This is a genomic window from Rhodanobacter sp. FW106-PBR-R2A-1-15 (assembly GCF_058789735.1).
In genome coordinates this window covers 1-20553 of the sequence record NZ_JBYTEM010000041.1, presented here as the reverse complement: position 1 = coordinate 20553, position 20553 = coordinate 1, and the positions used below count along the sequence as shown (strand labels likewise).

Below are 20553 nucleotides of genomic sequence, written 5' to 3'. Positions count from 1 at the left end.
CGTACGGCGGCGCCCGCTATCATCCGCGCGATGAGTGCGCCGCCTTCGTTCCCGATCACCCCGCTGCTGCCCGAGATCCGCGCATCGCTGGAAGCGGTGCCGCGACTGGTGCTGGAGGCGCCGCCGGGCGCCGGCAAAACCACCCAGGTGCCGCTGGCCCTGCTCGATGCGCCGTGGCTGGCCGGACAGAAGATCGTGATGCTGGAGCCACGCCGGATCGCCGCGCGCGCCGCCGCGCAGTTCATGGCGCAGCAGCTCGGCGAGGCGGTCGGGCAGACCGTCGGCTACCGCATCCGCTTCGAGTCGAAGGTGGGCGCGGCCACGCGCATCGAGGTGGTCACCGAGGGCATCCTCACCCGGCTGATCCAGCACGATCCGGAACTGGCCGGCATCGGCGCGATCGTGTTCGACGAGTTCCACGAACGCCACCTCGCCGGCGACCTCGGCGCCGCGCTGGCGCTGGAGGTGCAGGCCACGCTGCGGCCGCAGCTGCGCCTGCTGGTGATGTCGGCCACGCTGGACGGCGAGCGCATCGCACGCTGGCTGGACGCGCCGCGCCTCACCAGTCCCGGGCGCAGCTTCCCGGTGCGCATCGAGTATCCGCCGGCGCGCGCGCAGGAGACGCTCGAACACCAGCTCGCCCGCGTCGCGCGGCAGGCGCTGGAAGAGAACGACGGCGACGTGCTGGCGTTCCTGCCAGGGCGGCGCGAGATCGCGCGGGCGCAGGCGCTGCTGGCGCAGACACTCCCCTCTCCCTCCGGGGCCGCATCGCTTCACCGGGACAACGCCCACAAAGGGGCGCTGCTGGCGCAGACACTCCCCTCTCCCTTCGGGAGAGGGGTTGGGGGAGAGGGTACGGGCGGAGCGCGGCATCACGCTCCGTCCGAACCCTCATCCGCCCCTGACGGGGCACCTTCTCCCGAAGGGAGAAGGAACAGCATGGCTATCGACATCGTGCCGCTGCACGGCGAGCTGTCGCTGGCCGAGCAGCAGGCCGCGCTGGCGCCGGCCGAGCCGGGCACACGGCGCATCGTGCTGGCGACCAACGTGGCCGAGTCCAGCGTCACCCTGCCGGGCATCCGCGCGGTGGTCGACAGCGGGCTGGCGCGCGAGCCGCGCTTCGATCCGAACTCCGGCTTCACCCGGCTGGAAACCGTGGCCATTTCGCAGGCCTCGGCCGACCAGCGCGCCGGCCGCGCGGGGCGCGTGGCCGCGGGCACGGCGTACCGGCTGTGGCCGCAAAGCCGGCGACTCGACCCCGCGCGCAGCGCGGAGATCGCGCAGGCGGAACTGTCCGGCCTGGCGCTGGAACTGGCCGCCTGGGGTAGCGACGAGCTGCGCTGGCTGGACCCGCCACCGCCCGGCGCGCTGGCACAGGCGCGCGAGCTGCTGACGGATCTTGCCGCGCTGGACGCCGATGGCCGCATCACCGCGCTGGGCCGGCGCATGCTGGAACTCGGCGCCACGCCGCGGCTCGCTGCCGCCGCCCTGCGCGCGCCGCCGGAGCTGCGCGCACTGATCGCCGATCTGCTGGCCTTGATGGAGGCGCGTTCGCCGCTGCGCGGCAGGCAGGCGAGCAACGACGATTTCCGCGCACGGGTGGCTGTGCTGCACGCGTGGCGCGACCGCCGTGGCGGCCTGCCGCGCGGCGATGCCGACAGCGGCGCGCTGGCGGCGATCGAGCAGGCCAGCAAGGGCTGGCGTCGACGCCTGGAGCTGCGCAGCGCCGCCAGCGGCGGTCGCTCCAGCGCATCCTGCGCCCGCGACACTGGGTCATCCCTGACCGGCGCGCCGGACAGCCACGTGGTCGGCGACCTGCTGCTGCACGCCTTTCCCGACCGCATCGCGCGCCGCGACGAGGCCAACCCGCTGCGCTACACGCTGGCCAATGGCCGCGGCGCGCGCCTGCACGAGCACACCGCGCTGCTCGGCGAACCATGGCTGGTGGTGCTGGACCTGCGCCTGGAAGCGCGCGACAGCCTGGTGTTCGCCGCCGCGCCGTTCGACCCGCGCGTGCTGGAGCGCGACTTCCCGCTGCGCTTCACCCGCGAGCGCACGCTGCGCTGGAACGATGAGCGCGGCGCCGCCGAGGCGTTCGACGAGCGCCGCTTCGGCGCGATCGTGCTGGAGCGGCGCAGCGTGCCGGTGAAACCCGCCGATGCGCTGCCCGCGTTGTTGGCCGCCGTGCGCGCACGGGGTCTCGATGTGCTGCCGTGGAGCGAGCATGCGCGGCGGCTGCGCGCACGCATGCAGGCGCTGCGCGCGTGGATGCCCGAGCTGGGCCTGCCCGATGTTTCCGATGCCGCCTTGCTGGCCTCGCTGGAGGGCTGGCTGGCGCCGTACCTCGAGGGCAGGCACCGCCTCGCTGCGCTCGCTGCGGAGGAACTGACGCAGGCGCTGGTCTCGCGGCTGGACCACGCGCAGCGCCGCACGCTCGACACGCAGGCGCCGGAAAGCCTGCAGGTGCCGAGCGGGCAGCAGCGCCGGCTGGAGTACAGCGAAGACCAGCCGCCGGTGCTGGCGGTGAAGCTGCAGGAACTGTTCGGCCTGGCCGACACGCCGTGCGTGGGCGGCGGGCGCATCCCGGTCACCCTGCACCTGCTGTCGCCCGCAGGCCGGCCGATCCAGGTGACCCAGGACCTGAAGGGCTTCTGGGAACGCACCTACCCGGAGGTGAAGAAGGAACTGAAGGGCCGCTACCCGCGCCACCCGTGGCCGGACGACCCGTGGACCGCCACGCCCACGCATCGCGCCAAGCCACGCGGGCGGCATTGACCCACCGATGAGCGTGGCGCATGCGGCGCAGTTGTGTACCATCGCCGGTCACGGCATCGCGTGGTGAATCCCTTGCCCCGGAACAAGGACTACGACGAAGACCAACCGACGGCGGCCAACGGCCGTGGCGAGCCCGATGCCGCGTTTCCTGTGCCATCGCCGTGGCGCCTGACGAGCTGGCTGTGGAGCCTGCTGGTGCTGCTGTCGGGGCTGGCGCTGACGGTGCTTATTCATCACCATCATCAGCAGCGGCTGCAGGTCGAGCGCACGTTGATCCACGACGAGCTGGCCAACAAGGCCCTTGTCTCGCTGCAAGGTCGGCTGCATACCGCCGAATCGCTGCTGCGAGCCGCGCAATCGCTGTTCCTCTCTTCCGAGGAGGTGGATGAGGGCGAGTACGCCGGCTTCTACGCCAACATGAGCCCGCGCGAACAGTTCCCCAGCCTGCTCGCGCTGGCCTACGCACCGCGCGAGCTGCGGCCGGACGGCGAGCACTACATCACCCGCTGGGTCCGGCCATTGGGCGGCAACGAAAGCGTGGTCGGGCTCGACGTGGCCACGCAGCCGCACAACTTCGCCAGCCTGCTGGCATCGCGCGACAACGATCAGGCAACCCTGTCGGCGCCGTTCCACCCGGTGCAGCTGGCCGGGTCCGGCACGGCCGGCGAAGGCATCACCCTGCGGCTGCCGATCTACAGCCCCGGGCCGCCGCCGCAAACCACCGCGGAGCGACGCAGCCGCGTGCGCGGCTCGATCGCGGCCTCGTTTCGGCTGGAGGGCTTGATCGGCGAGGCGCTACCCGAGCAGCTGACGCACAACCTGCGCCTGCGGGTCCGCGACATCAGCGGGCCGCAGGTGGTACTGCTGTTCGACTCGGATAGCGGCCCCTGGTGGTCGGGCGACGATTACCGCTACGAGCGCAGGCTCGCATATGGCGGGCGCACGTGGAGCGTCGAGGTGCGCGCGCTGCCACAGCGTGCCCATCGCCTGATCGACGGCGGGGGCGGCATCCTGCTCGCCGGCGTGCTGGCCAGCGTGCTGCTGGCGCTGCTGGTGTACTCGGTCGCCAGTACCGGCCAGCGCGCGCTGGCACAGGGCTGGCGCATGAGCCACCGCTACCGCGAGAGCGAGAAGCGCTTCCGCGCCCTCAACGACCTGCTGCCGGCATTGGTGCTGCTGGCCGAGGCCGCCGATGGCACGATCACCTACGCCAACCAGGCGGCGCGCGACCGCCTCGGCCTGCGCGTGACCGAGCGCAAGCTGCCCGAGCTGTTCGGCGACCCGGAGCTGCGCACGCAGCTGCAGCAGGACGACACCCGCGGCTGCGGCCGGGTCGACGCGATCCTGCGCAACGACGTCGGCGACGGCTTCTGGGCCAGCGTGGCGATCTCGCGGGTGACCCTGAGCGGGCGCAACAAGCTGCTGCTGGTGGCCAGCGACATCAGCGAACAGCGCCAGCTGACTGAGCTGCTGAGTCACCAGGCCAGCCACGACGCGCTTACCGAGCTGTACAACCGGCGCGAGTTCGAACGCCGGCTGCACCGCGCGCTGGACGCGACCCAGGACGGCGCGCCACTGGCCGTGCTGCTGTATATCGACCTCGACCAGTTCAAGTTGATCAACGACACCTCCGGCCACCTCGCCGGTGACCAGCTGCTGGCGCAGCTGGCGATCGTGATGCGCAGGCAGCTGGGCGGCACCGACATGCTGGCGCGGCTTGGCGGCGACGAGTTCGGCGTGCTGGTGACCGAGGTGGCCGATCGCGCGGAAGCCGAACGGATCGCCGAGCGCATGCGCCGCTGCATCGACGGCTACGTGTTCATCTGGGAACAGCGCAGCTATATGGTCAGCGCCAGCATCGGCGGGGTCATGATCGACCGCCCCGGCATTCTGGTGAAGAACCTGCTGGCCCAGGCCGACACCGCCTGCTACATGGCCAAGGAGCTAGGCCGCAACCGCGTGCACTTCTATTCCGAGCGTGATGACCAGACGGCGCGCCGGCACAGCGAGATGGAGTGGGCGAACCGCCTGCGCTGGGCGATCGACGAGCACCGCCTGGTGCTCACCTACCAGGAGATCTGGCCGTTGCCGCTGGTCGCCGGCGGCGAGCTGGACGTCGAGGTGCTGCTGCGCTTCCGCGAGGAATCCGGCCAGCTGGTGGTGCCCGGCGTGTTCATGCCGGCGGCTGAGCGCTACGGCCTGATGCCGGTGGTCGACCGCTGGGTGATCGAGGCCACGCTGGCGAACTTCGACCGGCTGCACCCGGCCGGCGGCGCGCTGCGCATGGTGGCGATCAACCTGTCCGGCGCCAGCGTCGAGGACGGGGAACTGGCCGGCCGCATCATCGCGCTGCTGCGGCGCTACCGGGTCGAACCGTCGCGGGTGTGTTTCGAGATCACCGAGACCGTGGCGGTGCGCAACCTGTCGCAGGTGGTGCGCTTCATGGAGCAGCTGCGCGCGGTGGGCTGCAAGATCGCGCTGGACGACTTCGGCGCGGGGATGTCCTCGTTTACCTATCTGAAAAACCTGCCGCTGGACATCATCAAGATCGACGGCAGCTTCGTGCGCGACATGCTCACCGATCCGGTCAGCCACCTGATGGTCAGGGCGGTCACCGACATCGGCCACCGGCTCGGCCTGGAAGTGGTCGCCGAATGGGTGGCCGACGCGGAAACCGTGCGCGCGCTGGCAGCGCTGGGCGTGAACCGGGTGCAGGGCTTCAGCCTGCACCGGCCCGAACCGGCGCTGTTCCAGCGCGACTGAGGCGGCGCTGCCGGCGTCCGCTCAGCGGGCGGCGCTGCTCGCGGCCGCTGCCGGCGAACGCTCGAAGCTGCCGGCGTCGCCGGGGAACACCACCGGGCTCTCGTAGCCGTCGGCGGAGACCGCCGACACGCCGAAGAACCAGTCGTCGATCACCACGTCCTGCAGTATCGCGTGGTCGACGTCGCCCACCGCAAGTGCGTGCTGCCATTGCGCCGCGGTGGTGTCGCGCCAGTGCACCCGGTAGCCGGCGGCGCCGGGCACCTTGCGCCACTTCAGCGTGGTGTCGGTGGCCACGGCGCCGGCGATGTCGATGCCGGTCGGCGGCGCCGGCGCGCGGCTCAGCGCGGCCATGGCGATGATGTTCAGGGCGGTGACGCGGGCGAGGTAGCGAAAGTCGATGCCGTCGATGGTGTCGCCGTAACGGACACCGCCCTCGCTGCGCAGGTCCTGGTGCTGCCGGGTGTAGTTCTCGTGTGCCTCGGTGACTCGCACTGCGGGGTAACCCGCTTCCAGCAACGGCACCTGGTCGCCGCCGCGGCCGTAGCGGTCGGTGCGATAGACCATGGCCACGCGGAAGTCGGGCAGGTAGTTGCCGGCGAGGCGGTCGAGGTAGCGGGCGAGATTGCGCGAAGGCGAATCCACCTCGCCACCGTGGTAGCGGCGATGGTTCGCCTGGGCCGGCGTCTCGTTGCTCTTGGTGCCCTCGGAGAACACCCGCACCGTGGTGTTGTCGGTCACCCCGTTCTGGCCCTGACTGTTGCCCACGATGTCGTTGTTGAGATCGGCTTCCACCTGCCAGCCCTGCGCGACCGCGTAGTCGGCCAGCACCTTGCCGCCGTACAGGCCCTGCTCCTCGCCGGACAGCGCGGCGAACACCAGGGTGGCGTCGTTGTCCTGCTTCGACAGCAGCCGCGCGGCCTCGATCACGGCGGCCACGCCGGAGGCGTCGTCGTTGGCGCCGGGCGCATCGCTGCTGGCGTTCATTACGTCGCTGACGCGCGAGTCGAGGTGGCCGCTCATCACGATCACCCGCTGCGGGTCGCGCTGACCGCGTTTGATCGCGACCACGTCCATCACCTCGGTGGGCACGGGGATGCGCTTGCCGCTGAATACCTGCGCGGGCGTGACCACCTCGATGCAGCCGCCGCAATCGCGCGAGATCGCCTCGAAGCGCGCCTTCACCCAGCGTCGCGCGGCGCCGATGCCGCGGGTGTCGGACTTCGTGTCGGACAGCGTGTGGCGGGTGCCGAAGCCGACCAGCCTGGTGATCGTGGCGCGCAGTTCCGCCTCGCTGGGAGCCTGGGCCAATGCGTGCAGCGCCGGCTGTTCGTGCGACATCGCCGGCGGGGTTTGCGCCGGTACGGCGGTCGCGGGGGCCAGCAGGGCGGCCAGAAGCAGAGGGGTGATCCGGGGCATCGCGCGCACTCATCGTCGGCGGAGTCCGCACCATACAATGCCAGCGCGACTTGTCGGCACCCGTTCGTGCCGTCCATCGGCAAGCAGCCCGGTCGTTGCCGACCGGGCTGCGGGTCCGTGCGTTCATCGCCGATGCGCGTCCATGCGCACCGCGGGCTTGCCAGCCGCTTACGGCGTGTAGCTGCCGGTCAGCGTGACGCCGCTGTAGCTGCTGTAGGCACGCACCATGACGTAGTACGTACCTGGCGTCGGCGCCGAGGCGCTGCAGCTCTCGTTGTTGCCGGTGATGTACGGGCGGCAGTCGTAGCTGGTGGTGGTCGGCGTGGAACCGAGCTTGACGTACAGGTCGGCGTCGCCGGTGCCGCCGGCGATGTTGAAGTTGAGGTTGGTGGCTCCGCTCGGCACGACCATCGTGTAGTACAGCGCGTTGCCGGTGGTTGCGCTCAGGCCGGACACCGGTACGCCGTTCTGCAGCACGCTGCCGCTGCTGCTGGTGCTCCAGCTGGCCTTGACGCTGACCCCGGAGAATGCGGCGTAGCCGTTCAGCATGACGTAGTAGGTGCCCGCCTGCGGCGAGGCCACGGTGCAGCTCTCATTGTTGCCGGTGAGGTACGGACGGCAGTCGTAGCTGGACAGGGTCGGGGCGGAACCGAACTTGGTGTACAGGTCGGCGTCGCCGGTGCCGCCGGACTCGGAAATCACCAGGTTGCTGGCGCCGGCCGGGATCACCACCGTGTAGAACAGCTGTGCGCCCTGCGCGCCGGACTGGCCGGTGAGCGCCACGCCGTTCTGCAGCACGTTGCCGCTGCTGCTGGCGACCGTCACCGACTGCGTCTTGGTGTTGGTCGCGCCGCCGTTGTCGGTCACCGTCAGCGATACGCTGTAGGTGCCGGCGGCGGCGTAGGTGTGGCTGGGGTTGGTGGCGGTCGAGGTGCTGCCGTCGCCGAAGTTCCACGAGCGCGAGGCGATGGTGCCGTCACTGTCGGTGGAGCTGTCGGTGAAGTTCACGGTGAGGCCGCTGACCGAGTCGCTGAAGTTGGCGACCGGCGGAACGTTGGCCGGCGGTGCGGTGCCACCGATGTTGGCGGCGGCCGTGCTGATGATCAGCTCGCCGCGGCCGCTGGCCAGGTCGTAGCCGACGCTGGCGGTATAGCCGCCGTTGTTGCCCGAGGTGATGTCGTGGAAGGCGGCGCCCGGCAACTTGTACAGCAGTGGTGCGGCAAAGCCCACGCTGGAGCCCTTGATGGCGATGATGCGCGCCCAGGTGCCGGCAAACAGCGGCGCGGACAGGCTGGTGCCGCCGTACTGCTGGGTGGCGCCGTTGACGATGATCTTCGAGCCGGAGTTGGGATCGGCGTCATAGGCAATATCCGGCAGGCCGCGCGTGGTGCCCGGGGCCACGCCGTTCTGCCAGCTCGGCTGCGGCTCGAAGGTGCTGGAGCTGCCGCCGGCGCTGACCCACACGGTGGCGCCGTTCCAGGTGGTGGTGGAAGCGTCCAGCGTGGTGCCGCCCACCGCGACCACGTACTGCGACGCGGCCGGCCAGCTCGGCGTGACGCCGCCGTTCTTGCACTCGTCGGCGCCGGAATCGCCGGTGGAGATCGAGAAAGTCTGTCCCTGCGCCACCGCCTGCTGGAAGATCTGGTCCTGCGCCGCGGCCGATCCGTCGCTCTTCGCACTGGTCTCGCACTCGCCCAGCGACACGTTGATGATCTTGGTGGCGTTGGCGGTGACGATGGTGTTGAAGTCGGCGGTGAGGTCGGCGTTGGACAGGGTCGGGATGTTGTAGAAGATCAGGCTGCCGACCTGGCCACCGGCCATGCCGACGACGTCCTGGCTGTCCAGGCTCCACTCGCCCAGGCCGCTGGTGTCGGTGCTGGTGCCGTTGGTGTTGACGGTCTGGGTGGTGACCGTGGCCAGGCCGTTCTGCGAGGTGAACGTGTTGAGGTCGGTGATGGTCTGGGTGATCTTGCCCTGGGTGACGATGCCTACCGGCACGCCGGCCGCCGTGGCCACGCCGTTGCCGCCGTAGATCGAGGAGAACTCGGTCGGGTTGTGGCCGGTCACCGCCTGGGTGGTGTAGGCAGCCTGCACCGGTTTGGCGAAGGTGTGCGCCTGGTGCACGGTCTGCAGGCCGATCACCGACAGCACGCTGTCCTGCAGCGTGGCCGGAATCTGCACGTCGCTGTTGTTCATGAAGGCCATGCGGCCTTCCTTCGTGCGCACCTTGGCGAAGCTGGTCTTGAACGCGGCTTGTGCGGTGTCCGCGCGGCCGTCCGCCGAGACCATCAGGCGATTCGGCGCGATCTTGACGTTGGTGAAGCCGACCGAGCTCAGCCACGCGGCCACCTGGTTCGCCTGGTCCGCGGTCGGCGAATAGTTGGCGACGAACTGCTCGCTCGACATCTGATGCTGCACCATCGACAGCGTCGAGGTCCTGGCCGTGGCCAGGAAGGTGTGCAGTTGGGCCGGGTTGCGCAGCTTCAGCGCCACCTCGACGTGGATCGGTTGCGAGGTCGCCAGCGGGCCGCTGACCACGTCACCCTGGCGCAGCACGGTAGCGTGCTGGTTCAGCGCGACGAAGGCATTGCTGCTGGCCGAGGCGGCGTTGGCCGAGGCGATCGCCGCCAGGCCGATGGCGGCCGTCAGCAGCGTGAGACGGAAATGATTTTGCATCTATGGCTCCCAAAAGTTTTTTCGAGGCAAACGAAGCCGCTGGGGCCGCGTGGACCTCATGGAATGAACGTCGCGGACAGGCGCGACGCGATCGGTTTTGGAATGGCCCAGCGATTCCGTGCGCAGCGGATTCGTCGTACTCCCCCGGAATCGCGCCACGTGGTGGACGTCCGCCGCGATCAGCGCCGGTGCGGAATGTCGTCACGGAACCGTTCGCCAAGCTCCCCATTGGCGAACTCGCTGACGGTAGGATTCACCGCGGAAAACCGTCAATAGGATTTTTTCAGGGAACGGGTGATTTGCATCGCAGGTTTTCGGGATTATCAGACTGTCGGAATGGCACAAATGCTTGCGATTATCCCGATGCGATGGCGTGGCCGCCGATGGCTCAGTGGCGCGCCCTGCCACGATAAAAACGCCCGCGAAAACCGGTTCGATGGCCATGGATTCGCGCAGGAAGGCGATTATCCATGACGACCAAGCGGGGTTATGCCATCAGCGCAAGAAGTTTCTTCATAGCTGTTTTCCTGGCGTAATTGCTTACGCTACAGATAATATTATCTTGCGCTGCCGTTCAGCCCATGACTGCCTTGTGGTCAGCTGCGATTCATGCGCGAAGCCACGCGGCCCTACCGGGCCGGCGTCACCGCCACCGCGACGCCGGCGATGCGTGCCGCGCGGGCGGCGTGCGACCATGCGCGGGTGACCCGGACCGCGACTCCCCGACTGGCGATCATCGGCGGCGGTCCGGCGGGACTGATGGCGGCCGAAGCCGCGTGCGCGGCGGGCGTGGCGGTCGACCTGTACGAGGCCAAGGGTTCGGTGGGGCGGAAATTCCTGCTGGCCGGCAAGGGCGGCCTCAACCTGACCCATGGCGAGCCGCGCGCGCGTTTCGTCGAGCGCTACGGCGCGCGCCGCGACGCGGTGGCGCGCTGGCTGGACGCGTTTGATGCCGAGGCGTTGCGCCGCTGGGCCCGCGGTCTCGGCGTGGAAACCTTCGTCGGCAGTTCGGGCCGGGTATTTCCGCTCGACCAGAAGGCGGCGCCGCTGTTGCGTGGCTGGTTGCACCGCCTGCGCGAAGCGGGCGTGGCCTTCCACATGCACCACCGCTGGCTGGGCTGGAGCGATGGCGCGCTGCGCTTCGCCACGCCGCAGGGCGAACGCACGGTGGCAGCCGAGGCGGCAATCCTCGCGCTCGGCGGCGCCAGCTGGCCGCAGCTGGGCTCCGATGGCGCCTGGGTGGCGCCGCTCGAGCACGCGGGCATCGACATCGCGCCGCTGCAGCCGGCCAACTGCGGCTTCGAGCTGGCGTGGAGCGAGCATCTTGCCAGCCGCTTCGCCGGCGCCCCGCTGAAGCCGGTGGTGGCGCACTGGGTCGACCGCCATGGTGTGGCCCGTTCGCGCCAGGGCGAGTTCGTACTCAGCGAGTACGGCATCGAGGGCAGCCTGATCTACGCGATCGGCGCCGAACTGCGCGAGCAGCTTGCCGAACGCGGCGAAGCCGTGCTGAAGCTGGATCTGGTGCCCGGCTACGACCAAAGCGCGTTGGCCGGCCGCCTCGCCGCACCGCGCGGCAGGCACAGCATCGGCGACTGGCTGCGTCGCCGCGCCGGGCTGGACGCGGCGAAATGCGCGCTGCTGTTCGAGCTCACCGACAAACCCACCCTGGCCGATCCGGCGGCGCTGGCCGCGCGGCTCAAGGCGCTGCCGCTGCACCTGCGCGCGCCGCGACCGGTCGCCGAGGCGATCAGCACCGCCGGCGGCGTGCGGCTGGAGGCAGTGGACGAGAACCTGATGCTGCACGAGCGCCCCGGCGTGTTCTGCGCTGGCGAAATGCTCGACTGGGAGGCGCCTACCGGCGGCTACCTGCTCACCGCCTGCTTCGCCAGCGGCCTACTCGCCGGCCGCGCGGCGGCGCGCCGGCTGCTGGGCGCGTAGCCGGCACGGTTTCAGTCGGCGACCAGGTTTTCCGGTGCGGGTTTCACGGGTTCGGCCGGTGTGCCCTGCTGGGTGCGGCGCAGCACCTGCGGCATGGACCGCCCCACGAAGTCGATGAAGCTGCGCAGCGCCGGGGTGTGGCCGTGGCGCGAGGGATACACCGCGTGCACGTTGCCGGCAGGCAGCGACCACGCCGGCAGCAGCGGCACCATCCGGCCTTCGGCGATCGGCTCGCGGCAGACGAACTGCGGCAGCTGCGCCGCGCCGACGCCGCCGACCACCGCCTGGTACAGCACCTGCAGGTTGTCGCTGATCAGGCTGGGGTGGTGCTCCACCTGCTGGATGCGGCCGTCGGCGGCCTGCAGGTGCCAGAAGTGCCGTCCTTCCGCGCTGATCAGGTCCACGCTGGAAAGGCGCTTGAGTTCCAGCGGCTGGGTCGGCTGGCCCTGGCGCCGCAGCAGTTCGGGGCTAGCCACCAGCACCTGCGGGTCCAGGCCATAGCTGCGCATCACCAGGCTGGAATCCCGGAGTGAATCGCGCACTCCGAATGCGATGTCATAGCCGCCGGCGATCACGTCGACATGGTGGTGGCAGATGTCCAGGTCCACCTGCACCCCGGGGTGCTGCCGCAGGAACTCGATCAGGATCGGCGCCAGCAGCAATTGCGCGAGCAGCACCGGACAGGCCACGCGGATGCGCCCCCGCGGCGCGGCCTGCGCTTCGTCGATCACGCGCTGGGTCTGCTCGGCGGCGGCCAGCAGCAGCCGGCATTGTTCGTAGTAGCGCTGGCCGATCTCGTTGACGTGCGAGCGCCGCGTGGTGCGCTGGATCAGCCGTATGCCGAGGCTGGTCTCGAGTCGCGCCACGCGGAAGCTCAGCTGCGACTTGGCCACGCCCAGCGCCTTGCTGGCGGCGGTGAACGAACCCAGCTCCACCACCTGCACGAAGTAATAGATGTCGTTGAGATCCTGCACGGCGTGTCCAGTGAGTGGCGGGCGAGGCGGTGGATCGAGGGTAACTGTCTTGTTGCGTTACGCAATCATGAGGAATTGTTCGCTGATCATGGATATTAAACGCAATGTGAAGGGACTTATCAATGCATTGCATAAGGGAAATACTACGCCGCAGGACATGGCTGCAGGCGTCAGAGGCGCGTGCTACGCGGGATGGCAGCCGGTCGCCTCAAGTGTTCACGCTAGCCTAAGGAGTTCGAGTCATGCGTGCGATTTCGCTGTTGCTTGCCGTCGTGCTGTGCACCGCACTGAGTGCCGGCGTCATGTTGCTCGGGGCCCGCGATGTGCAGGCCCAGCAGGCGGGCGGCAGCGCCGCGCCGGACCCGCATGCCGCCCCTGCCGGCGGGCTCAGCCAGGGCGACATCGCCAGCATGCTGCCGGCCACCGACATGGGCGCGGGCACGGCGCGCGCCGGCAACCCGCACCCGGCGAGCATGAGCGACAGCCCGGCCACCCCGTTCGACGCCGCCTCGATCCCGGCCAACCCGCTGGCGCCGAACGCCGATGCGATCGGTGCGAAAAGCTGCGTGGCCTGCCACACACAGGAAAACGTGCAGGCCTCGCACACGCTGCACGTGGCCTCGTTCCGCGCCGGTGCGGCCAACACCGGCCCGCAGGCCGCCTGCGAAAGCTGCCACGGCCCGGGTTCCGCACATGCCAAGAACCCCACCGCGCCGGGCCTGATCATCGGCTTCACCCACGACGCGAAGACCTCGCCGCAGACCCAGGTCGGGGTGTGCCTCGCCTGCCATGCCGGCGGCGCGCGCCAGCACTGGATCGGCTCGATCCATCAGAACCGCGGCCTGTCCTGCACCGACTGCCACAACCCGATGGCGCGACTGTCGCCCGAGGGCGTGCTGACCAAGTCCTCGATCAACGAAGTCTGCGCCACCTGCCACCAGGACATCCGTGCCAAGTTCAACCGTCGCTCGCACATGCCGCTGCCGGAAGGACAGATGGCCTGCACCGACTGCCACAACCCGCACGGCTCGATCACCAAGCCGTTGCTGAAGACCGACACCGTCAACCAGACTTGCTACGCCTGTCATGCCGAGAAGCGCGGGCCGTTCCTGTTCGAGCACGCGCCGGTGCGCGCGAATTGCCTCAACTGCCACGACGCGCACGGCTCCAACCAGCAGACCCTGCTGGTCGCGCCGATCCCGATGCTGTGCCAGCAGTGCCACACCGTGACGCGCCATCCGAACGACCTGCAGAGCGCGGCCAACCTCGGCACCGGGCCGTTCCCGGACGAGCGCCTGATGGGCCGCGGCTGCCTCAGCTGCCACACCAACATCCACGGTTCCAACAATCCTTCCGGACCGAAGTTCCACAAGTGACGGAGGCCGACCATGCATGAGCAGAAAGGAAATCGCATGACGCCGAAAACTCTGACGATGGGGCTGCTGGCCGGCCTGTTCGGCATGCAGTGCGCGATGGCCGGCGACACCAGCGGCACCATGCGCGTGGGCGACACGCAATACGGCAGCGCGCTCGACCCGACCGGCTGGGCGCCGATGCTGTACAGCGCCGATCCCGACGGCGTGTCCTGGCTGCACCCCGGCATGCTGCGCACCCCCACCGGTGCGCTGAACCCGTACCCGCCGCTGCCCGATGAGGACCGGCCGATGAGGCTGGACGACTGGAACTACGCCGGGCTGCTGCAGCTCGGCTACCTGCACGTCGGCGGCGATCGCAACGCGGAGTACTTCCGCCAGTACGCCGACTGGAAGAGTGGCGCCGTGCTCGGCCTGTTCGCGCTCGATTTCCACAACCGCCGCACCGGCCAGTACGTCGAGCTGCGTGGTAGCCGCCTCAGCGGCGACGACCAGTTCTACCGCCTGCGTGCCGGCCGCTACGGCAGCTACCGGGTGGAGGGTTTCTACCGCGACATGCCGCACACCGTGTCGACCAGTGCCTACCCGATCTGGAACGGCGTCGGCGGCACCGACCTGACCCTGCCGGCGCCGCTGGTGGCCGGTGCCAGCACGCCGGCGCAGGTGGCCGCGGCGTCGGCCGCCGCGCCCCGGCGCAGCATCGGTATGACCCGCACTCGCGCGGGGCTGGGCTACGAGGGCTTGCTGTACCGCGACTGGATCGGCTCGGCCTCGATCACCAACGAGAAGCGCACCGGCACCCGCCTGTGGGGCGGCTCGATGTTCTTCAACTACCCGTTTCCCAACAACGGCGGCGTGCTGGAAACGGTGCGGCCGACCGACTTCCGCACCACCGACATCAACCTGAGCTTGCGCAACGTGGGCAAGGTGTGGCGCTTCCTGGCTACCTACAACGGCTCGTTCTTCCGCAACCACAAGGACCACCTGAACTACGAGAGCCCGTTCCGCCTGTGGAACGTGGTCGGCACGCCGCAGGTGGCCGACATCAAGAACGGCCAGTTCTCGCTGGAGCCGGACAACGACTACCACAACCTGCGCCTGGATTTGTCGCGCGAGCTGAAGTGGAACGGCCAGTTCACCGTGGCCGGTGCGTGGGGCACGATGCGCCAGGACGACGCGCTGCTGGCGCCCACCACCTGTACCGGAGTGGGCGGCGTCTTCATCGCGCCGCCGGTGGACTACACCTTCCAGTGCGCCAACTGGAACACCACCGACGCACTGTCGCGCAAGAACGCGAACGCGCGCATCGACACCGGCCTCGTCGACGCCCGCGTCAGCTTCCACCCCACGGCGGCGTTCGGCTGGCACGCCGGGCTGCGCTGGTACCGCGAGGACAACAAGACCCGTTATCTCGCCTACAACCCGCTTACCGGCCAGTACGGCTACATCGCCGAGAACGGCTCGATGGGCAGCGTGGTACCCAGCGAGACCGGCATCTTCGACCCGACCAATCCGCTGTACCGGTCGATCAACGTCACCGTGCGCAACAACCCGTTCGGTTACACCGACACCCTCTTCGAGCTGGGCGGCGACTGGCAGTTCGGCCGCAAGAGCTCGCTCGGCGTCGTCTACACGTTCGACCACAACCGGCCGAAATACCGCGAGCGCAAGCGCGTGGACGACCAGCGCATCAAGTTCGACTGGGTCAGCCGCGACGTGATCGGCGCCACCGTTCGGCTGAGCTGGGAATACGCGAAGCGTGACGGCGACAGGTACAACTACGATCCGTTTGCGCAGTTCCTCTCCGAATCGCTGCCCGGTTTCGTCGAGCCGGTCGACGGCCTGCCGGCGTACACGGTCGCCGATATGCGCAAGTACGACCTGTCCGACCGCACCGAGAGCAAGGCGCGCGCGATCATCACCTACCCGTGGGGCGAGTCGGCCACGCTGTCGGCCACCTTCTACGGCAACCGCGACCGGTACGACGCGCTGATCGGCCGGCAGAGCACCCGCACCACCGGCGCCACCGTGCAGTGGGACTGGCAGCCGACGCCGGCCACCACGGTGAACGCCTACCTCGGCGCGGAAACCTCGCGCCTGGGCATCTCCAACGTCGGCGACGCGGACAGCCGCGACAACGGCAAGGCGCTGGGTACGCCCGGCCAGACCAACCCCAACCTCGGCGGCCCGCTGTACCCGTTCGCGAACCAGTGGTGGGAACTCGACCGCGAGAGCAACCGCAACGGCGGCTTCAGCCTCAGCCACGACTTCGGTCGTGTGCGCGCCGACGTGCGCTACGACTACAACGGCTCGTTCGGCCACGTCGGCTACAGCTACGCCACCATCGGCGCATTGGCCAACCGCGTGCCGGCCGCGGTGGCGGCCGCGGCGGCGGGCTTCCCCGACAACAAGTACCGCAGCAACACGCTCGACCTCGGCCTGAACTTCACCATCAACCGCAACGTCGGCGTGCGCCTGTTCGGCCGCTACCAGACCGGCGCCTTCAGCGATTGGCACTACGCCGGCTTTGACAACAAACTCAGCTACGACCACCGGCTGTACATCGACAAGGGCGGTCAGCTGCACTACAGCGTCAGCCTGGTCGGCGCGATGCTGAACCTGAAGCTGTGAGGAGCGCCGTGATGACCTCTCGTACCAGCCTGCTGTGCATGTTCCTGTTCGGCGCGGGCCTCGTCGCGGGCGCCGGGGCCAGCGAGCCACCCCACACCCACATCCCACCGACCAAGGTCGTTGACCTGCGCCGCCTGCAGCCAGTCAGTGGCGATGCCGCCGCCGGCGCCAGCAAGGCCACGGTATGCGTGGCCTGCCATGGCGCACGCGGCCTGTCGATCGCGCCGAACTTCCCGAACCTGGCCGGGCAGTCGGCCACCTATCTGTACGTGCAGATGAAGGAGTTCCACGAAGGCCAGCGCATCGGCACGGTGATGAACGGCCAGTCTGCGACACTGAGCGACGCCGATGCGCGCGACCTGGCCAGCTACTACGCCGCGATGGCGCCGAGGCCGGCCGGCCGGACCGATGCCGCGTCGCGCGGCGCGCAACTGTACCTGGCCGGCGATCCGGCCAAGGGCATTCCGCCCTGCCAGGGCTGCCACGGCCCGGACGGGGCCGGTCCGCGGCCGCATGCCAGCAGCGCGCCGCAACCGCCGTGGGCGGCCTTCCCTCGCCTGCGGGGCCAGTCCGGCCAATATCTGGCCCATGAGCTGCACGACTTCAAGACCGGCGCGCGTGCCGGCACCAGCAACGCAAAGGTGATGCAGGACGCGGCCGCCATGCTCGACGACGAGGACGTGCAGGCGCTGTCGGTCTACCTTGAAGCGTTGTGATGTCGGCGGGGCTCAGCGCGCCGGCCGCTTCACCAGCTTGATCTCGAACAGCTGCGGCCAGCACTTGCCGGTGACGAACAGGCGTTTGCGCGCCGCGTCCCAGGCGATGCCGTTGAGCACGTCGTCGCCGGGGTCCGGCAGCCGGCTGATGTCGAACAGGCCGGTGAGGTCGATCCAGCCCGTCACCTGCCCGCTGGCTGGGTCGATCCGCGCGATGCGGTCGGTCAGCCACACGTTCGCGTAGATCTCGCCGTCCACCCATTCCAGTTCGTTGAGGTTGCGCACCGGCTCACCGTCGGCGGTGACGTGGATGCGGCGCACCACCTCGAGCGTCTCCGGATCCAGCACGCGCAGCACCGGCGTGCCGTCGCTCATGTACAGGTGCGTGCCGTCGCGGGTCAGCGCCCAGCCCTCGCCCTCGTAGCGGAAGCCGCGTTGCGGCGTGAGGCTGGCCAGCTCGTAGACGAAGCCGGTGCCGCTTTGCCAGGTGAGCTGCACCAGGCGATCCTTCCAGTCGACGATGCCCTCGCCGAAATACTGCTTCGGCAGGCGATGGCGCTGCACCACTTCGCCGGTTTCCAGCGCCACCTTGCGCACGCTCGACTGGCCGACCTGGCCGGTGCTCTCGTAGAGGTAGCCGTTCTTGTAGAACAGGCCTTCGGTGTAGGCGCCGGTATCGTGCGGGTAGGCACGCACCACCTTGTAGCCGTAGACCGGGATGGCGGCCTGCGCGGCGGCGCTGCCGGCGAGCAGGGCGAGGGCGAGGAGGCGGCGGGGCCAGCGCGGCATCGGGTCGGCTTCCAGAAGGCGGGGTGCCTAGCCTAGCGGACGCACGCGGAAGTTGCGGCCCTTGATCCGCCCGGCGCGCAGGCGCTCCAGCGCCTTGTTCGCCAGTGCACGGCTGATCGCCACGTAGGCACGGGTGGCGAACACGTCGATCTTGCCGATGTCCTTCGCCTCCAGCCCGGCGTCGCCGGTGAGCGCGCCGAGGATGTCGCCGGGGCGCAGCTTGTCCTGCCGGCCGGCGTCGATCACCAGCGTCTTCATCGGCGCCAGGTGCAGGGTCTTGCCGCGCGGCGGCGCGAGCTTCAGCGTGCGCCATGGCAGCGGCACGCCCTGCGCTTCCTCGATGTTCGCCGCCTTCGGCCGCTCGCGCGGCGTGCACAGCGTGATCGCCAGGCCCGTTTCGCCGGCGCGGCCGGTGCGGCCGATGCGGTGGGTATGCGTGTCCGGGTCATGCGCCACGTCGTAGCTCAGCACCAGCGGCAGCGCGGCGATGTCCAGTCCGCGCGCGGCCACGTCGGTGGCCACCAGCACGTTGCAGCTGCGGTTGGCGAAGCGCACCAGCACCTCGTCGCGATCACGCTGCTCCATGTCGCCATGCAAGGCCAGCGCGGAGTAGCCGCGGCGGTCCAGTTCCTGCGCCACCGCGTCGACGTCGCGGCGCATGTTGCAGAACACCAGCGCGTGCTGCCCGCGCTCGCCGGCGAGCAGTTGCGCCAAGGCGTCGAGCTTCTGTGCGGGCTCCACTTCGATGAACTGCTGCTCGATCGCTGATCTTCGCGCGGCCGGCGCTTCCACCGTGACCACCACCGGGTCCTTCTGCACGCGCTGGCTCGCCGCGCGGATCTCGTCCGGATACGTGGCGGAGAACAGCAGGGTCTGGTGGTGCTTGGCGATGCGCCCGATGATGTCGTCGATCGCCTCGCTGAAGCCCATGTCGAGCATGCGGTCGGCCTCGTCCAGCACCAGCACCTTGATGCCGCCGCCGTGCAGGCTGCCGCGCTTCAGGTGTTCCTGCACGCGGCCGGGCGTGCCCACCACGATGTGCGGATCGTGGCTGAGCGAGGCCAGCTGCGGCCCCAACGGCATGCCGCCGCACAGGGTCAAGAGCTTCACGTTGGGGATGTTCGCGGCCAGCTTGCGGATCGCCTTGCTGACCTGGTCGGCCAGTTCGCGGGTGGGGCACAGCACCAGCGCCTGCAGCCGGATCGTGTCCGCATCCAGCGCCTGCAGCAGGCTCAGCCCGAACGCGGCGGTCTTGCCGCTGCCGGTCTGCGCCTGCGCGATCACGTCGCGGCCTTGCAGCATCGGCGGCAGGCTTTGCGCCTGCACCGGGGTCATCTCGGCGTAGCCGAGCGTGTCGACACTGGCGAGCAGGGCGGGTTTGAGCGGGAGCGTGCTGAACGTGGGCATCCGCACATGATCGCATGGCGGCCGTCGCGCCACGGGCTTGCATCCGGCCGCCGGCTCGCGGACCCTGTACGACCGTCGCCCCACGAATCGCCGCCATGGATACCGTTTTCATCGAAGACCTGCGCATCGACGCCGTCATCGGCGTCTATGAATGGGAACGCCGGGTGCGGCAGACGCTGTCGTTCGACATCGAGATGGCATTCGACAATACCGTGCCGGCGGCCAGCGACGACATCGCGCTGACGCTGAACTACAAGGACGTGTCCAAGCGCCTGATCGGCTACGTGGAAGCCTCCAGCTTCGGCCTGGTCGAGACGCTGGCCGAGCGCTGCACGGCGATCATCCGCGAGGAGTTTGGCGTGGCCTGGGTGCGCCTGAAGCTGTCCAAGCCGGGTGCGGTGCGCGGTGCGAAGGCGGTCGGCGTGTGCATCGAGCGCGGCACGCGGCGTTAGAGCCTCGTCAATGATGGTGCGCGTCTACCTCAGCCTGGGCTCCAACCTCGAACCGCGCCGCTATCTGCCCGCGGCGATCGCCGAGTTGCGCGCGCGCTTCGGCGAGCTCGCGGTGTCGCCGGCGTATCGCAGCAAGTCGGTGGGCTTCGACGGGGCGGATTTCGTCAACCTGGCGGTGGGACTGGATACCGACCTTCCGCCCGAAGTGCTGAACGACTGGCTGCACGCGCTGGAAGACCGCCACGGTCGCCGTCGCGACGTGCCGCGCTATGCGGACCGCACGCTGGACGTCGACATCGTGTTCTACGGCGCGCTGGTGCTCGACGGCCCCGGCCACCTGCAGGTGCCGCGCAAGGAATTGCGACATGCGTTCGTGCTGCGCCCGATCGCGGACATCGCGCCGGCGTTCCGGCACCCGCAGAGCGGGCGCAGCATGGCCGAGCTGTGGGCGGCGTTTCCCGCCGCCAGCGAGCCGCTGCAGGTCGAGTCGCTGGCGGACTGAACCGGGTGCGCTTTGCGCGCTTTCGCCGCTCGCGGCAGCGCTCGGCGGACCGGCTCCGGTCAGAGCTTGTGAAGAAAACCACATCCTGTGGTTTTCTTCAGTCGCGAGTCCGGTACACGCCCGGACTCGCTCACATGAAAC

At 69.5% G+C, this 20553-nt stretch carries 13 protein-coding genes; 8 read left to right on the top strand and 5 right to left on the bottom strand.

The genetic code is table 11. The features are described 5' to 3' along the window. Positions 1-30: 30 nt before the first annotated feature. Both hrpB and AC3WTD_RS16955 read left to right on the top strand, forming a co-directional pair. Positions 31-2775 (top strand): ATP-dependent helicase HrpB, encoded by a 2745-nt coding sequence (gene hrpB / locus AC3WTD_RS16960; RefSeq protein ID WP_492614487.1) that lies wholly within the window; start codon positions 31-33, stop codon positions 2773-2775. 63 nt (positions 2776-2838) lie between these two features. Further along, complete coding sequence (locus AC3WTD_RS16955; RefSeq protein ID WP_492614486.1) at positions 2839-5538, top strand: bifunctional diguanylate cyclase/phosphodiesterase; 2700 nt, start codon at positions 2839-2841, stop codon at positions 5536-5538. A 21-nt stretch (positions 5539-5559) separates the two neighbouring features. On the opposite strand, the gene AC3WTD_RS16950 is transcribed toward AC3WTD_RS16955, so the two are convergent. Both AC3WTD_RS16950 and AC3WTD_RS16945 read right to left on the bottom strand, forming a co-directional pair. Beyond that, positions 5560-6954, bottom strand: a complete 1395-nt coding sequence (locus AC3WTD_RS16950) for a M20/M25/M40 family metallo-hydrolase (protein ID WP_492614485.1) — start codon at positions 6952-6954, stop codon at positions 5560-5562. 168 nt (positions 6955-7122) lie between these two features. Further along, positions 7123-9630 (bottom strand): pre-peptidase C-terminal domain-containing protein, encoded by a 2508-nt coding sequence (locus tag AC3WTD_RS16945; RefSeq protein WP_492614484.1) that lies wholly within the window; start codon positions 9628-9630, stop codon positions 7123-7125. Positions 9631-10296: 666 nt separating this feature from the next. On the opposite strand from AC3WTD_RS16945, the gene AC3WTD_RS16940 reads away from it, so the two are divergent. After that, complete coding sequence (locus tag AC3WTD_RS16940; RefSeq protein WP_492614502.1) at positions 10297-11568, top strand: TIGR03862 family flavoprotein; 1272 nt, start codon at positions 10297-10299, stop codon at positions 11566-11568. 11 nt (positions 11569-11579) lie between these two features. Here the strand turns inward: AC3WTD_RS16940 and AC3WTD_RS16935 are convergent, their stop codons facing one another. Further along, positions 11580-12542 carry a LysR substrate-binding domain-containing protein gene (locus tag AC3WTD_RS16935; protein WP_051257602.1) on the bottom strand — a complete coding sequence of 321 codons (963 nt, stop codon included), beginning with the start codon at positions 12540-12542 and terminating at the stop codon, positions 11580-11582. 242 nt (positions 12543-12784) lie between these two features. Here AC3WTD_RS16935 and AC3WTD_RS16930 point away from each other — a divergent pair, with 242 nt between their 5' ends. Genes AC3WTD_RS16930 through AC3WTD_RS16920 form a run of 3 tightly spaced genes read left to right on the top strand, consistent with a single transcriptional unit; the run spans position 12785 to position 17262 of the window. Beyond that, a complete protein-coding gene (locus tag AC3WTD_RS16930) occupies positions 12785-13918 on the top strand; it encodes a DmsE family decaheme c-type cytochrome (RefSeq protein WP_027493240.1) in 1134 nt (377 codons plus the stop codon). A gap of 36 nt (positions 13919-13954) precedes the next feature. After that, entirely contained in the window at positions 13955-16546 is a 2592-nt protein-coding gene (locus tag AC3WTD_RS16925; protein ID WP_235642483.1) for an MtrB/PioB family outer membrane beta-barrel protein, read from the top strand. Between the two features lie 11 nt (positions 16547-16557). Continuing rightward, positions 16558-17262, top strand: a complete 705-nt coding sequence (locus AC3WTD_RS16920; protein WP_027491583.1) for a c-type cytochrome — start codon at positions 16558-16560, stop codon at positions 17260-17262. A 12-nt stretch (positions 17263-17274) separates the two neighbouring features. On the opposite strand, the gene AC3WTD_RS16915 is transcribed toward AC3WTD_RS16920, so the two are convergent. Both AC3WTD_RS16915 and dbpA read right to left on the bottom strand, forming a co-directional pair. Further along, the gene (locus AC3WTD_RS16915; RefSeq protein ID WP_027491582.1) at positions 17275-18051 is read right to left on the bottom strand and encodes a glutaminyl-peptide cyclotransferase; all 777 of its coding nucleotides are present in this window, start codon (positions 18049-18051) and stop codon (positions 17275-17277) included. A gap of 27 nt (positions 18052-18078) precedes the next feature. Continuing rightward, on the bottom strand, positions 18079-19458 hold the full coding sequence (gene dbpA / locus AC3WTD_RS16910; protein ID WP_027491581.1) for an ATP-dependent RNA helicase DbpA: 1380 nt from the start codon (positions 19456-19458) through the stop codon (positions 18079-18081). Positions 19459-19553: 95 nt separating this feature from the next. On the opposite strand from dbpA, the gene folB reads away from it, so the two are divergent. Together folB and folK are read left to right on the top strand one after the other, a co-directional pair. Continuing rightward, a complete protein-coding gene (gene folB, locus AC3WTD_RS16905) occupies positions 19554-19910 on the top strand; it encodes a dihydroneopterin aldolase (protein ID WP_027491580.1) in 357 nt (118 codons plus the stop codon). A 13-nt stretch (positions 19911-19923) separates the two neighbouring features. Beyond that, entirely contained in the window at positions 19924-20412 is a 489-nt protein-coding gene (gene folK / locus AC3WTD_RS16900; protein WP_027491579.1) for a 2-amino-4-hydroxy-6-hydroxymethyldihydropteridine diphosphokinase, read from the top strand. Positions 20413-20553 lie beyond the last annotated feature (141 nt).

Coding starts and splice junctions, on each gene's coding strand:
- hrpB (WP_492614487.1), top strand. CDS start 31: ATGAGTGCGCCGCCTTCGTTCCCGATCACCCCGCTGCTGCCCGAGATC.
- AC3WTD_RS16950 (WP_492614485.1), bottom strand. CDS start 6,954: ATGCCCCGGATCACCCCTCTGCTTCTGGCCGCCCTGCTGGCCCCCGCG.
- AC3WTD_RS16945 (WP_492614484.1), bottom strand. CDS start 9,630: ATGCAAAATCATTTCCGTCTCACGCTGCTGACGGCCGCCATCGGCCTG.
- AC3WTD_RS16940 (WP_492614502.1), top strand. CDS start 10,297: ATGCGTGCCGCGCGGGCGGCGTGCGACCATGCGCGGGTGACCCGGACC.
- AC3WTD_RS16930 (WP_027493240.1), top strand. CDS start 12,785: ATGCGTGCGATTTCGCTGTTGCTTGCCGTCGTGCTGTGCACCGCACTG.
- AC3WTD_RS16925 (WP_235642483.1), top strand. CDS start 13,955: ATGACGCCGAAAACTCTGACGATGGGGCTGCTGGCCGGCCTGTTCGGC.
- AC3WTD_RS16920 (WP_027491583.1), top strand. CDS start 16,558: ATGACCTCTCGTACCAGCCTGCTGTGCATGTTCCTGTTCGGCGCGGGC.
- AC3WTD_RS16915 (WP_027491582.1), bottom strand. CDS start 18,051: ATGCCGCGCTGGCCCCGCCGCCTCCTCGCCCTCGCCCTGCTCGCCGGC.
- dbpA (WP_027491581.1), bottom strand. CDS start 19,458: ATGCCCACGTTCAGCACGCTCCCGCTCAAACCCGCCCTGCTCGCCAGT.
- folB (WP_027491580.1), top strand. CDS start 19,554: ATGGATACCGTTTTCATCGAAGACCTGCGCATCGACGCCGTCATCGGC.
- folK (WP_027491579.1), top strand. CDS start 19,924: ATGGTGCGCGTCTACCTCAGCCTGGGCTCCAACCTCGAACCGCGCCGC.